Raw genomic sequence first — 13,054 nt, 5'->3', positions numbered from 1 at the left:
GCACCGGTGCCGAGGTTACGCAGGCGGCCGTCGTGTCCTGATCCGCCGTTCGCGGGACCCTGGCGCGCCCACGGGTGAGAAGTCGCTCACCGGCCGCTGCCGGTGTTGTCCGTTTCGGTACGCTTCGCGCGGCCGACTCGCACAGTGCGTGCGGCGAGGGAGGTGCGTGGTGCGGGTTCGCGGGTTGCTGGCCGTCGCGGTGTGCGTCGTGGTCCTGGCGGGCTGCAGCGCGCAGAAGGCGGAGCCGGCGGGGCTGACGGCGTCACCCACCCCGGTCGCCACGGCGTCCCCGACGCCGTCGCCGACGTCCACGGAGGGCACGGCCACCGACCTGTCCGACGCCGAGCTGGGGATCGTGTTCGTCGACACCCCGGACCTGACCGGGCCGGCGGCGTCGGCGCACGACGCGGTCGCGATCTTCGAGGTGGAGTACTGGCGCTCGAAGACGACCGGTGGCACGAGCCCGGCACTGGTGCAGTTCGCCTCTCCTGAGCTCGTGCGGAAGGTCGAGTACGGCGTCCAGCGCAACAGCGAGGACGGGTTCGGGTTCGATGGGACCCTGCACATCACGATCTCCGACGTGACGATCGACGGTGGCAGCGCGACGGCCTCGGTGTGCGCCGACTACTCCGACGTCCTGTTCACGACTGTGGACGGTTCTGCACCCCAGTCCTTCCAGGAGATCGACTTCCCGCAGTACGAGAGGTCGACGACGCGGCTCAGCACGTTCGACGACGGTGCGACATGGCGACCGGAGGACGCCACGTTCGAGGGCAACTCGTGCTGAGGTCAGGTGCGAGGCGGCGGGTGACGGCCGTCCTCGTCACCCTGTCGGCGGCTCTGCTGCTGGCTGCCGTACCGGCGGCAGCCGCCCCCTCCGAGGGTCGCAAGCCGTGCGGCCGCGAGTGTGACTTCGACGCCCCGCCGCCGACGACGGACACCGGTCTGGACGGTGAGGAGATCTGGGCGTCGCTGGACGTGTCCGGCCAGGTCACCGGCGGGGCGCAGTACCGGAGCGCGGGGCGGGTGAAGGTGGTGCCGCGGTGCTGGTACCGGTGGTGGTACACCGGCGCGGAGTACGCGGCGTTCTGGGAGGGCGAGGCGAACCAGAAGGCGATGGCGCAGGTGCCGCACCGGTACCGCGCGCAGGCGCTGCCGGGCTACCAGGAGCACGCGCTCAAGGGCGCGGAGGACGGCGGCTGGTACGGGCCGTGGTGCCGGGAGGGCGTGGACGGGGAGTTCCTGCTGAGCTACCTGGACACCCACCCGCCGCGTTTCTTCGAGGCGAACGAGCCACGGCCCGCTGCGGCTGCGGAGGTCGAGCCGCGGGTGCTGGCCGAGGCGGCGTACGAGGCGATGGAGCTGCCCCGGGGCACGGTGCGGTGGAACCCGTCCGTGGAGGGCTCGGGTGCCACGGTGGTGAACATGGCGACCTGGGTGTGGGTCGAGGGTGCCGCGAGCACGGCCACGGTGCGCGCCACGCTGCCCTCGGGGCCGTGGGTGCAGGTCGAGGCGGTCATCGAGCGGGTCGAGGTCACGGCGCCGGGCATCGTCGGGTCCGACGACACGGTGCGGTGCGACGACCTGGGGGTGCCCTGGACCCCGGACGCCGACGACGCCGGGACCACCTGCGAGGTGGTCTTCGAGCGGTCCAGCGCGAACCAGCCCGTCAAGCACGGGCGGGAGCACCCGACCGCGACCATGGTGGTGACGACGGTGTGGTCGGCGTCGTGGACGTCGTGGCTGGACGCGACGCCGGTGGACCTGGGCGAGCAGACCACGACCGTGCCCGCGGAGGTCCCGGTCGGCGAGATCCAGACCGTCGTCACGCGGTGACCGAGGACCGTCGCGCACCGGTGCGCGAGGGCCCTGCGGGACGAGAGGCCGACGGCCGGCCCTCGGCGCGCGGGTAGCGTGTCGCGGTGGCCGTCCGGCCGCTGCTCGCCCACCGAAGGTCCGCACCCGCATGACGCCGCCACCGCCCCGCACCGACGGGTCCGCCACCGACCTGGGGTCCGTCACCGGCCCCGCCGGGACCGCCGGGCCACCGCCCCTCCTCCCCGTCACCGGGGAGCGCGTGCTGGGCCACGCCCTGCGTCCCCGGCACCTGACGATGATGGGCCTGGGCTCCGCGATCGGTGCCGGGCTGTTCCTCGGCAGCGGCGTCGGGATCGCCGTCGCCGGGCCGGCCGTGCTCGTGTCGTACGCCGTCGCCGGGCTGCTCGTCGTGCTCGTCATGCGGATGCTCGCGGAGATGGCCGCGGCGGTGCCGTCCAGCGGCTCCTTCTCCGTGTACGCCGAGAAGGCGCTGGGACGCTGGGCCGGGTTCACCCTCGGCTGGGTCTACTGGTTCACGCTGATCATGGTGCTCGGCGTCGAGATCACCGGCGTCGCGCGCATCGTCACCGGGTGGCTGCCCGGCGTCCCGCAGTGGGGCGTCGCGCTCGCGGCCGTCGCCGTGTTCGCCGTGGTCAACCTCGTGGGGGTGCGGCAGTTCGGCGAGTTCGAGTTCTGGTTCGCGCTCGTCAAGGTCGTCGCGATCATCGCGTTCCTCGTCGTGGGCGTGCTGCTGGTGCTGGGGCTGCTGCCGGGCACCGAGCCCGTCGGGACGGCGAACCTGCTGGGCAACGGCGGGTTCGCCCCCAACGGTCCCGCGGGGATCGCCGCCGGGCTGCTGGTCGTCGTCTTCGCGTTCGGCGGCATCGAGATCGTCACCATCGCGTCGGCCGAGGCACGCGACCCGCAGCGGGCCGTGGCCCGCGCCACGCGCTCGATCGTGTGGCGGATCATGCTCTTCTACATCGGTGCCGTCGCCGTCATGGTGCTCGTGCTGCCGTGGGACGCCCCGCAGCTGGTCGACGGGCCGTTCGTCGCCGTCCTCGACGTCGCCGGGCTGCCCGGTGCGGCGCGCGTCATGGAGGTCGTCGTCGTCCTCGCGCTGCTGTCGGCGTTCAACGCCAACATCTACGCGACGTCCCGCATGGCGTTCTCCCTGGCCGGGCGCGGCGACGGGCCGGCGGTGCTGCAGCGGGTGTCGCGGCGCGAGGTGCCGTGGGTGGCGGTGCTGGTGTCGGTCGTGCTGGCGCTGGTCGCCGTCGCGCTGAACTGGCTGCTGCCCGACGCGCTGCTCGGCATCCTGCTCAACGCCGCCGGGGCGTCGCTGCTGGTGGTGTGGGTGCTGGTCGCGGTGTCGCAGCTGCGGCTGCGGCCCCGGCTGGAGGCCGCGGCGGGGCCGGACGGGCTGGCGCTGCGCATGTGGGGTTACCCGTGGCTGACGTGGGCGACGCTGGCCGGGCTCGGCGGCGTCGTCGTGCTGATGCTCACCGACGACGCCGCGCGGGCGCAGCTCGCCGCGACCGCAGGGCTGGTCGCGGTGGTCGTCGGGATCTACGTGGTGTCGCAGGGGCTGCGCAGGCGGCGGGACGCACGCGGGTAGCGCGGGTGCGCAGGTGAGCGCGGTCGCAGGGGAGCGCGTCCGCGCGGCGGAGCGCTGTCGCGAGGGCTGCGGCCGGCGTTGCCCGCGCCCGTTCACCGCGCGGACCGGGTGCCGCTGTCACAGAATCGGCGCGTGACGAGCGAGACGGAGAAGGCCGCGGGCGCACCCGGGCTGAAGCGGGCGGTGACCGGCCCGCTGCTGTTCCTGTTCATCCTCGGTGACGTGCTGGGTGCCGGGGTGTACGCGCTGGTCGGTGAGATGGCCGGCCAGGCAGGCGGCCTGGTGTGGCTGGCGTTCACGATCGCGCTGGTGATGGCCCTGCTCACGGCGTTCTCGTACGCCGAGCTGGTCACCAAGTACCCGCACGCCGGTGGGTCCGCGGTCTACGCCGAGAAGGCGTACCGCAGCCCGCTGGTCGCGTTCCTCGTCGGGTTCTGCATGCTCGCGGCCGGGATGGTCAGCGCCGCGGGTCTCTCTCTGGCGTTCACCGGGGAGTACCTCACGGCGTTCCTCGACGTCCCGCAGGTGCCCGCTGCGATCGTCTTCCTCGTGCTCGTCGCGCTCATCAACGCGTGGGGCATCAAGGAGTCGCTGCGCGCGAACATCGGCATGACGATCATCGAGACGACCGGGCTCGTCCTCGTCATCGTCCTCGGGGCGTGGGTCATCGGGCGTGGGGACGCCGACCTCGGCGGCGCGTTCGACCCGCCGGCGGAGACCGGGGTGTGGGTCGCCGTCCTCGGGTCCGCACTCATCGCGTACTACTCCTTCGTCGGCTTCGAGACCTCGGCGAACCTCGCGGAGGAGATCCGCGACGTCTCCCGCGTCTACCCCCGTGCGCTGTTCGGCGCCCTGCTCACCGCCGGGGTCGTCTACCTCCTGCTCGGGTTCGTCGCGCCGGCCGTCATCGCGCCGGCCGAGCTCGCGGAGTCCACCGGCCCACTGCTCGAGGTCGTCCGCACCGCCGGGGCGGTCCCGCCGGAGCTGTTCGCCGTCATCGCGCTCGTCGCGGTCGCCAACGGCGCGCTGCTCACGATGATCATGGCGAGCCGCCTCGGCTACGGCATGGCGCAGCGCGGCCTGCTGCCCTCGCCGATGTCCCGGGTGCTGCCGCGCCGGCAGACGCCCGGCGTGGCGATCGTCGTGACCACCGTCGTCGCGATCGTCCTGGCCGTGACGGGTGAGCTGGTCGACCTCGCGTCGACCGTGGTGCTGCTCCTGCTGTTCGTCTTCCTCTCGACGAACGTCGCCGTGCTGGTGCTGCGGCGCGACCGCGTCGAGCACGACCACTTCCGCGCCCCGACGGCCCTGCCCGTGCTGGCGGTCGTGTCCTGCCTGCTGCTGCTGACCCGGCAGGAGGCGCAGCACTGGCTGCTCGCCGGGGTGCTGCTGGCGGTCGGCGTGCTCGTCTACCTCGTCACGCGGCGGTCGTCGCGGGTGGTGCCGGCCGACGCCTGACGTACCGGCCCGTCCGGTGGCGAGGGCACGGTGCCGGGGATGCGGGCTGTGCACGGCCGCCGGAGGATGGAACGGCACCGGAACCGCTCGGTGCGGCCTGCTCGACGGGCAGGCCCTGCGTGATGAGCGACAGAGCAGGGGATTCGCATGGGTATCGACGACCTCAAGGGCAAGGCGTCCGACGCGGTGCAGGGCGAGAAGGGCGAGCAGGCGAGCGACTCCGCCATGGAGAAGGGTGCCGACGCTGCCTCGTCCGCCACGGGCGGCAAGCACGACGAGCACATCGACAAGGCGCAGTCGGCCGCGGACGAGAAGATCGGCGACCAGTAGTCGGCTCCTCCGGGCCGGGCGGAGCGCCCGGCCCGGGCGCTCCCTCGGGCCCCGTCCTCGGGCACGGACGCGGCCCGGGCCCTACGCTGCGACGTCATGGGTGAGGTGCGCGACGGTGCCCGGCTGCTGCTGCGCGGGTGGGGGTACTGGCGGCTCCGGCCGTCGGTGATGGCGTGGGGGCTGGTGCCCGCCGCGCTGGTCGGGGTGCTGGTGCTGACCGCCCTGTCCCTGCTCGTGATCAACCTGGGCACGGTGGCGCAGTGGCTCACCCCGTTCGCCGACGGGTGGACGCCCTTCTGGGAGCGTGCCGCCGAGATCGCCGCGCAGGGCGTGGTGCTCGTCGGCGCCGTCGTGCTGGTCGTCGTCACGTTCACCGCCCTGACGCTGACCGTGGGCGAGCCGTTCTACGACCGCATCTGGCGTGCCGTCGAGCGTGAGGAGACGGGCACCGTGCCCGCCGGGGACACGGGGTTCTGGCGGGGGGCGGTCGACGGGTTCGCGCTCATGGCCCGTGGCCTGCTGGTGGCGCTGATGGCCGGTGTGCTGGGGCTCGTGCCCGTGGTCGGGACCCTGATCGGCTGGTCGACCGGGCTCGTGCTCACCGGGTGGGTGCTGGCGCACGAGCTCACGTCCCGCGCGCTGGTGTCCCGTGGGCTGTCGCGCACCCAGCGCAACCGGCTGCTGCGCGCCCACCGGCGCGAGGCCATCGGGTTCGGGATCGCGACGCAGCTGTGCTTCCTGGTGCCGGGCGGGGCCGTGGCGACGATGCCCGCGGCCGTGGCCGGGGCGACGATGCTGGCGCACCGGGTGCTGGAGGCGGGGGGTGTCGTGGACGGCGCACCGGGAGGTGCGGTCTCCGGCGCGGGGTCGTCCACGCACGCCGGGTGATCGACGCGTAGCCCTGTCGCCGACGACGGGCTCGAGGCGCTCGACGAGACGTCGGGACCGACCGAGAACCCCCAGGGCCCCGCGGGGACGGCCCGACGTTCGACCGGACGGGGAACCCTGTGTCGCCGGAGTCCGGCGGCGACCTGCACGGTGACCCGCTGGTCGTGACCGTGTGCCGAGGCCGAGACAGCGACGGCGACGATCCCGGTGCAGTACGGGTGCATCTGGTAGATGTCGGACCCGGCGGGATCGTCGGTCGTGCCCGGCGTGCCTCACACCAGCTTCGGCGGTATCCGCGAGGCGTCCGCGGCGGTGTTGCGTGACTCCTCCAGCTCGACTGCCAGAGCGTCGACCTGCGCCACGCGCGCCGGCAGCATGCCGCCGTCGGGGCGTCGTGCGGGGACCAGCACGAGCCGCACCGCCTCGGTCGTCACGAGCGCGACGGCGGGGTTGCCCGCCGACGCCGCACGTCCGATGGTCCGGCCGATCGTCGCCACCTGCGTCCACGGCAGCGTCGTCAGCACGACGCGTCCCCGCCACAGCTCGACGCCGGACAGCGACCACGCGAGCGTGAGCCGCGTGCCGCCCGGCAGCCCGCCGGCCGTCGCTCCGAGGTCCGCGAGGGCCGACTCCAGGTGCTCGTCCGCCCACACGGCGTGCGTGCGCCGCCCGGGCCGTGCCGCCGCAGCCTCGCGCCGCGCGCGGTCGTCACGGCGCGCCTTCCACCAGAACCACCCGACGGGGCCCCCGACGACGACGACGAGCGCGAGCAGCGACCACGAGGGCTCCGGGGACCTCGCGATCCAGTACCCGGCGAGGACGACCAGGGTGAGCACACCCACCGTCGTCAGGGCTGCGCGCGCGGACTGCCAGGTCACGGGCTCTCCAGGGATCGTGCGGCGTGGCCAGGACGGGGCCGACGATACGACGAGGCCCGTCGGCCCGGGATGGTGGAAGCCCGCGTCCTCGGCAGTTCACCCGCTCGTCGGGGTGGGTGTGTCGACTGCTCTGGCTGTCTCGCTGGTCGTCGCTTCGCCCGCGGCTGCGGCCGCGCCCGCGCTCGGCCAGCAGGCCGAGGAGCCTTCGACGAGCGGCGACGCGTCGCGGGACGTCCTGGCGGCCGAGGCCGGCACCGCGACCATCGAGACCAGCGGCGCGACCACGGCTGGTGACCCCTTCCTGGGGCCCTGACCCTGCTAGTCTCAGCGGGCCCTGAAGGCGCTTTGTCCGTGTTCGGGAGCTTGTGGTGCGCCGGTCGACCGTCTCGGGACCTTCACCCGTCGCCGGTGTCGTCGCCGGTCTCGCACCGCCGCCGGTCGACCGTCCAGGAGGTGCCGTGCCCGGTCCGCGACCGCCCGTCCTGCCACGTGTGGGGTTCGCGCTGCTGACGATCCTGCTGCTGCTCGCGCTGGTCGCGTTCGTCGTGCTCTTCGTCGTCGTCCCCGACGAGCGCTGGACGTTCCTGTGGCCGATGGTGGCGATGCTCGTCGGGCTCACGTGGGTGCGCGGCGCTCGCCGGACGTGGGTCGAGAAGCACCGGCCCGCGACGGCACCGGTCGACACGCCGCCGACCGGGCTGGTCCCGTGACCGGCGCGGCCGGCGCCGCACTCGACGAGGCACGAGGACGGTTGCGGCTCACCGCCCACCAGCTCGACGCGCTCGCGCTCACCGTCCGGTCCGCAGCGCCCGAGACCGCGGACCAGCAGCGCGCGCTCGACGAGCTGCGCAGCGCCGGGATCCTCGACGGTCAGGACCGCGTCCACCCGATGGCGGTGCAGTTCGTGCTCGCCATGACGGCGCCCCTGATCCGCATGCTCGTGGAGACCAGCGGCCCGCAGGGCACGTCCGCCGCGCACGTGGCGGTGGCGGGCGAGGACGTCTGGTACAGCGAGCCGTGGCCGGGCAGCGGACCGGACGACCCGGTGACGTACCAGCGCGCCGAGCTTCCCACCATCGTCTGGGACCTGGGTCGTCTCGCGGGCCTGCACCGCAGCCGGGTCCCGGCGGGCGCCACCGCCGTGTCGGCCCCCGCCGGGCTGGTCGACATCGTCCTCGAGATGGCGTCGCTGGGCCCCGCCGAGTGGGACGACGCGCGCACGGTCGCCCTGGCCACCACGACGACGGAGCGGTGGCCGGACCTCGACGCGCAGACGCGTGCGCGCTGGCTGGCGATCGTCGCCACGCTGCGCAGCTGGTGGCGCGTCACCGTGAGCTGGGGCGACGAGGGCGCCGGCACCGGGCGCTGGCTGTCCGTGCTGGACTGCGGTGCCGACGGCTACTGGCGGTGGGACCATCCCGAGGACCGGACGGACGACGGCGTCGCCCGGGTCTCGCTCGTCCCGGTCAGCGGGGGCGGGCTCTGGGAGGCGCTGCAGGGACTGCTGCCCTCGTCGGCCGAGCTGCGGGCCGCCGTCGGCCACGGGCGGGGCTGAGATGGCACCCGCGCCCGGGTACGACCCCGGCGCCGCCGACGCCCTGCGCGCGTCCCGCCTCCGCACCCTCGCCGCGCGGATCGAGACGGTCGTCGACCCCGCGCTGAACGCCGCGCGCACCGAGCTGTGGGAGTGCGCGAACGCCGACGACGTGCGGGAGCGGCTCGCCGCGTACCAGGGCGCCGCCCGCGCGGCGGCGCGGCACCTGCTGCAGGAGGCGTCGTCGGCGGACAACGACGCCCGTCGCAAGCGGGACGCCGCGGCCGTGACGGGGGCGTACTGATGGCGGTGCGCATCGACCCGACGGTGCTCGACGCCGTGGCGACCCGGGTGACGACCCTGAGCGACGAGCTGCACGGCATGCTCGCCGAGGCTCGGCAGCTCGACGCCGGGTGGGCGGTGACCGGGCTCGGCGAGGTCCCCGCCTGGTGCGACGACGCGACCGTCGACCTGCGGGCCCGGCTCGGCATCGTCCGGAGCATCGAGCAGCAGGCCGTCCCGGCCTTCGGACCCGCCGGGGCCGGGTGGATGGAGATCGCCGGCGGCCGCACCGCGGTGGTCACGTCGATGGGCCGCCTCAGCGGCCTGGCCACCCAGCCCGACCGGAACGCGGGCCTGGCGCGACGCCCCGGTGAGACGCTCGACGACTGGATCCACCGGATCGCGGGTGAGGCGATCGACGCCCTGCCCCACCTGGACGGCGCCGGTCGGCCGGTCGTCGAGGCGTACGAGTGGTACGAGGACTACGTCGCCGTCCTGTTCTCCGGCGGGATGAGCGCGCTCGCGGCCGCGACGGTCGCCCGGGTGTCCGTCACGCGGTCGGTGGTCGTGCCGATGATGCAGCGGCTGGCGCTGCCACCGAGCACGGTCGAGAACGCGCTGCTGAGGTACGGGACGTACCGGGCGCCCGGGACCACGATGCAGTCGCTCCTCATGCGGATGGTCCCGCTGGACAAGATGCAGTCCGTCCCGCCGAGCGTGCAGAGGTGGGCGGCGAACAGCGGCCTGCGCACCCTGCTGCCTGCGGTGGAGGCCCGCCTGCCGGGCATGGCGAAGAACGTCTACGAAGGCGTCTTTGGGGCGAAGCAGTACGTCTTCAGCGCGGCGAACGCCGCAGGCGAGCCGGTCATCGCCGTCCGCGGGACGAGCAACCTGCTGGCCGTCGCCGGGGACGCGCAGGCGGGCACGAAGCTCGCCACGGTGGCCCGGACGGCGGGGGTCCTCCGCGGGGCGGGCGTGCTCGGCAGCGCGGCGTCGGTCGGGTTCGACATCGCCCAGGTGGCGTCGCACGGCAACCCGGTCGAGGCGTTCCGGCGTGACGGTGCCGGCTACGTCGCCGACATCGCCAAGACGGGATTCGACGTCAGCCTGACGGCCGCGCTCATCGCGCCGAACCCGGTCACCTGGGGTGCCGTCGCCGTCACCGGCGCGGTCTACGCGGGCGCCGAGCTCGTGGACCACTGGGACGAGGTGTCCGCGGCCACGTCGCAGGCCGCCGAGTGGACCGCCGAGCAGGCGACGAAGGCCGCCGGATGGGCCGCCGACCAGGTGGCCGACATCGACGACGTGGGTGACGTGGTCGACAAGGTCGGCGGCGCCGTGGAGGCTGTGGCGGACTCGAAGATCAACCCGATGAACTGGTTCTGACATGGACATGACGAACAGCCCGTCCGGTCTGCACGCGACCCTCGCGGCGGGGCGGGTCCGCGTGGTCCCGCGCATGAGCGGGGAGTCGCTGCGACGCATGGGTGCGAAGTCGGACGGCCTGGTGGACATGACGCTGGCCGAGGTCGACGGGCCGTGGGGTGCGCTGCGGATGTCGATGGACGGGTACCCGCTGAGCGTCCGCGCCCAGGTCGACGGGCAGATCGTGGCGACGCTCACCGCGGTGAGCGAGACGGTGAACGAGGAAGGGCCCGTGCCCACGTTCACGGGCCGTGACGTCCCGGTCGTCCTGGGTGCGATGACGGCAGGTGTGCGGTTCGTCGCCGAGGGATCCCGGCTGCGTCCGGCCGGTCGGCGCCGGTTCCTGCGGGTGACGGCCCCGGACCGGGCGTGGACGTACGGGTCGACCCAGACCCAGACCGGGAGTGCCAACCCGGTGGGCAAGGTGCTCGGCGTCGTGGGAGCGGCCACCGAGCTGCGCCGCGGCCCGGACCCGGCGACGGGTCCGCTCGCCGTGTCCTGGGAGCACCAGGGCGCTCGGGAGGAGAAGGACCCCAGCGGCAGGCTCTACGTCACCGTGAGCTGGGCCGATGGCGCCACCGTCGAGGAGGTGGTCCTGACGATGCTGCTCTTCCTCGGCACCAACGAGACCAAGCTCACGCCGCTGTGGTGGCGGGTGGTCGACGCCGGCGGCGCGTCCTGACGCCAGGGCCTGTGCTTCGTCCTTTGGTGAGGACGCGGCGACGTCGGCGCGAGTCACCGCGTCTCACCCCGTTGCGTCCGGTTTGGTGCAGATCGGCCGCTATCGTGTGCGGGCCACCGGACGAGACGAGGACGACGTGACGCTGCGCAGGGCCCTGCCGATCCTGACGGTGCTGCTGCTGTGCGCCGGGTGCGCCTCGGAGGCCGTCGAGCCGCCCGGGCTGGATGCCACGGTGACGGCCGACCCGTCACCGACCCCGACGCCGAGCCCCACGCCGACCGGGCCGGTGCTGGAGCCGTCGGACCCCGAGCTGGGGATCGTGTTCGAGGACGTGCCGGTGCTCGAGGGGGCGCAGGTGGACGTCTACAACACGGTTGCGGCGTACCGCAAGGAGTACTGGCGGATGCTGACGACGAATGACGTCAGTCCGGGGTTCGACGTCCTGGCGTCGCCCGAGCTGGTCGCCATGATGCAACGCATCGCCACCCAGAACGCCGATCAGCAGCTCCTCCTGGGGGGTGCGTTCCACACCCGCATCAGTGCAGTGGCCGCCGACGGGGAGTCGGCCACCGCCATCGTCTGCGACGACTACCGCGACGTCATCGGCACCGATCCGAACGGGACGTACACCTCCGAGGAGATCGGCCTGGAGAACCTCGCGTCGCAGCTCACTCTCGGCCGCAGCGTGGGGGGCATGTGGCGCGTTCTGAGCGGCAGCCCGGCCGGCGGATGCTGAGCGCTGGGCGCCTCGCCCTCGTGGGCCTGGGCTCCGCTGCTCTCCTCCTCGCCCTCAGCGCACCCGCGTGGGCCGCGCCGCCGCAGTCCGGTCAGGAGGATCACGGGGGCGGGGCGGTCAGCGGTGACTCGTCGGAGGGCGGGATCGGTGCGGGTTCCACCTCCGCAACGGTGGAGACCAGCGGTGCGACGACGGCTGGTGTGCCGTTCCAGGGTTCGGTGCGGGTGCCGGTGCCGCGGCGGTGCTGGTACGGGGCGGGGTGGACGGGGCAGCGGTACTACGAGTACTGGAAGGACGGGGGCGTCGGGCGGTCCTCGATGACGCAGGACGCGTACGCGGCGCAAGGGCTGCTGCACGAGGGGTTCCAGGAGCACGCGACGGACACCGAGGGTCGGTGGTACGAGGCGGAGTGCGCGTCGCACGTGCCCGCTGACGAGCAGGTCGCGTACTTCCTCTCCCACCCGGCGGTGTACGTCATGCCGGGGGAGCCGGCTCCGGCTGTGCAGGAGTCGGTCGATCCGCGGGTGCTGGCGCAGATCGCGGCGGAGCACATGCAGCTGCCGGCGGGGACGATCCGGTGGAACCCGTCGGTGCAGGGGTCGGGGGCCACGGTGGTGAACATGGACACGTTCGTGTGGGTGGAGGAGGCGGCGACGTCGGTGCAGGTGACCGCGTCGGTGCCGGGGGTGTGGTCGACGGTGGAGGCGCGGATGACGTCGATGGCCCTGTCGGCGCCGAACGCCGAGGACGTGACGTGCCCGGACGCCGGGACGCCGTACGTGCCGGGGATGACGGAGAGCTCGTGCGCGATCGTGTTCTACCGGTCCAGCGCGAACCAGCAGTCGCTGAAGTCCGGGCAGCAGCACCCGACGGTGACGTTGACGGCCACGGCGAGGTGGGAGGCGACGTGGACGTCGTCGCTGGATCCGACGCCGCAGGCCCTGGAGGCCCAGACCCGGACCGTGACGGCCGAGGTCCCGGTCGGTGAGGTGCAGACGATCGTCACGCGCTGATACCGCGGCTGTCGGTTGTGGAAACCGGACACGCGGCGGCCGGGTCCACCAGTACGGTGACGGCGCACCGGCCAGGTGCGGCGAACGCGGAGGGGCGGGTGGGGGAGCTCAAGACCCGGACGGTGTCGAACCCGGAGTTCGAGGACCTCACCGATCTGCTGGAGCGGGCACGGACGATGGCCGTGGTCGTCGCCGGGCTGCTGGAGCGTCCGGCTGGTCTGATGTCGCAGGACCGGGTGTGGACGGGCCCGACCGCCGCTGAGGCGTTCGCCCTGGAGCTCGACGGGCGTCGGGCGGATCTGCCGCAGCGGTTCGAGGCGTTCATCGACGCGGTCACGGTGCGTCGCGCTGCGGTGCCGCCGAGCTTCGACGTCCCGGTCTCGGAGCTGTGA

General features: G+C 73.7%; 16 protein-coding genes. 15 read left to right on the top strand and 1 reads right to left on the bottom strand.

The genetic code is table 11. The features are described 5' to 3' along the window. The first annotated feature begins 166 nt into the window (after positions 1 to 166). From KG103_RS17200 to KG103_RS17175, 6 genes are all read left to right on the top strand, one after another. Entirely contained in the window at positions 167 to 787 is a 621-nt protein-coding gene (locus KG103_RS17200) for a hypothetical protein (protein ID WP_207339694.1), read from the top strand. Positions 788 to 807: 20 nt separating this feature from the next. Next, entirely contained in the window at positions 808 to 1,836 is a 1,029-nt protein-coding gene (locus tag KG103_RS17195; RefSeq protein WP_207339693.1) for a hypothetical protein, read from the top strand. Positions 1,837 to 1,966: 130 nt separating this feature from the next. Continuing rightward, positions 1,967 to 3,436, top strand: a complete 1,470-nt coding sequence (locus tag KG103_RS17190; protein WP_207339692.1) for an amino acid permease — start codon at positions 1,967 to 1,969, stop codon at positions 3,434 to 3,436. Between the two features lie 132 nt (positions 3,437 to 3,568). Further along, positions 3,569 to 4,894, top strand: coding sequence for an APC family permease (locus tag KG103_RS17185; protein ID WP_207339691.1), 1,326 nt, complete (start codon positions 3,569 to 3,571; stop codon positions 4,892 to 4,894). 147 nt (positions 4,895 to 5,041) lie between these two features. Continuing rightward, complete coding sequence (locus KG103_RS17180; protein WP_207339690.1) at positions 5,042 to 5,224, top strand: antitoxin; 183 nt, start codon at positions 5,042 to 5,044, stop codon at positions 5,222 to 5,224. A gap of 96 nt (positions 5,225 to 5,320) precedes the next feature. Beyond that, positions 5,321 to 6,112 (top strand): EI24 domain-containing protein, encoded by a 792-nt coding sequence (locus KG103_RS17175; RefSeq protein WP_207339689.1) that lies wholly within the window; start codon positions 5,321 to 5,323, stop codon positions 6,110 to 6,112. Between the two features lie 272 nt (positions 6,113 to 6,384). Here KG103_RS17175 and KG103_RS17170 read toward each other — a convergent pair whose 3' ends face one another. Then, positions 6,385 to 6,990: a hypothetical protein gene (locus KG103_RS17170; protein WP_207339688.1), complete on the bottom strand. Its 606-nt coding sequence runs from the start codon at positions 6,988 to 6,990 to the stop codon at positions 6,385 to 6,387. A gap of 118 nt (positions 6,991 to 7,108) precedes the next feature. On the opposite strand from KG103_RS17170, the gene KG103_RS17165 reads away from it, so the two are divergent. From KG103_RS17165 to KG103_RS17125, 9 genes are all read left to right on the top strand, one after another. After that, positions 7,109 to 7,303: a hypothetical protein gene (locus tag KG103_RS17165; RefSeq protein ID WP_207339687.1), complete on the top strand. Its 195-nt coding sequence runs from the start codon at positions 7,109 to 7,111 to the stop codon at positions 7,301 to 7,303. Between the two features lie 145 nt (positions 7,304 to 7,448). After that, entirely contained in the window at positions 7,449 to 7,700 is a 252-nt protein-coding gene (locus KG103_RS17160) for a hypothetical protein (protein ID WP_207339686.1), read from the top strand. Continuing rightward, positions 7,697 to 8,545 (top strand): hypothetical protein, encoded by an 849-nt coding sequence (locus KG103_RS17155; protein ID WP_207339685.1) that lies wholly within the window; start codon positions 7,697 to 7,699, stop codon positions 8,543 to 8,545. Before KG103_RS17160 ends, KG103_RS17155 begins: the two co-directional genes overlap by 4 nt. Before the next feature lies 1 nt (position 8,546). Then, on the top strand, positions 8,547 to 8,828 hold the full coding sequence (locus KG103_RS17150; protein ID WP_207339684.1) for a hypothetical protein: 282 nt from the start codon (positions 8,547 to 8,549) through the stop codon (positions 8,826 to 8,828). Beyond that, a complete protein-coding gene (locus tag KG103_RS17145) occupies positions 8,828 to 10,192 on the top strand; it encodes a hypothetical protein (RefSeq protein ID WP_207339683.1) in 1,365 nt (454 codons plus the stop codon). The genes KG103_RS17150 and KG103_RS17145 overlap by 1 nt, the downstream gene beginning before the upstream one ends. Positions 10,193 to 10,199: 7 nt before the next feature. Further along, on the top strand, positions 10,200 to 10,913 hold the full coding sequence (locus KG103_RS17140; protein WP_207339682.1) for a hypothetical protein: 714 nt from the start codon (positions 10,200 to 10,202) through the stop codon (positions 10,911 to 10,913). Positions 10,914 to 11,049: 136 nt separating this feature from the next. After that, positions 11,050 to 11,649: a hypothetical protein gene (locus KG103_RS17135; RefSeq protein WP_207339681.1), complete on the top strand. Its 600-nt coding sequence runs from the start codon at positions 11,050 to 11,052 to the stop codon at positions 11,647 to 11,649. Between the two features lie 170 nt (positions 11,650 to 11,819). Then, positions 11,820 to 12,662, top strand: coding sequence for a hypothetical protein (locus KG103_RS17130; RefSeq protein ID WP_207339680.1), 843 nt, complete (start codon positions 11,820 to 11,822; stop codon positions 12,660 to 12,662). Between the two features lie 98 nt (positions 12,663 to 12,760). After that, positions 12,761 to 13,054: a hypothetical protein gene (locus KG103_RS17125; RefSeq protein WP_207339679.1), complete on the top strand. Its 294-nt coding sequence runs from the start codon at positions 12,761 to 12,763 to the stop codon at positions 13,052 to 13,054.

Origin of the sequence: Cellulomonas wangleii, from assembly GCF_018388445.1 — a bacterium.
GTDB lineage: Bacteria > Actinomycetota > Actinomycetes > Actinomycetales > Cellulomonadaceae > Cellulomonas > Cellulomonas wangleii.
The sequence above is the reverse complement of the archived record's forward strand: the minus strand, read 5'-3'. Positions and strand labels throughout refer to the sequence as shown.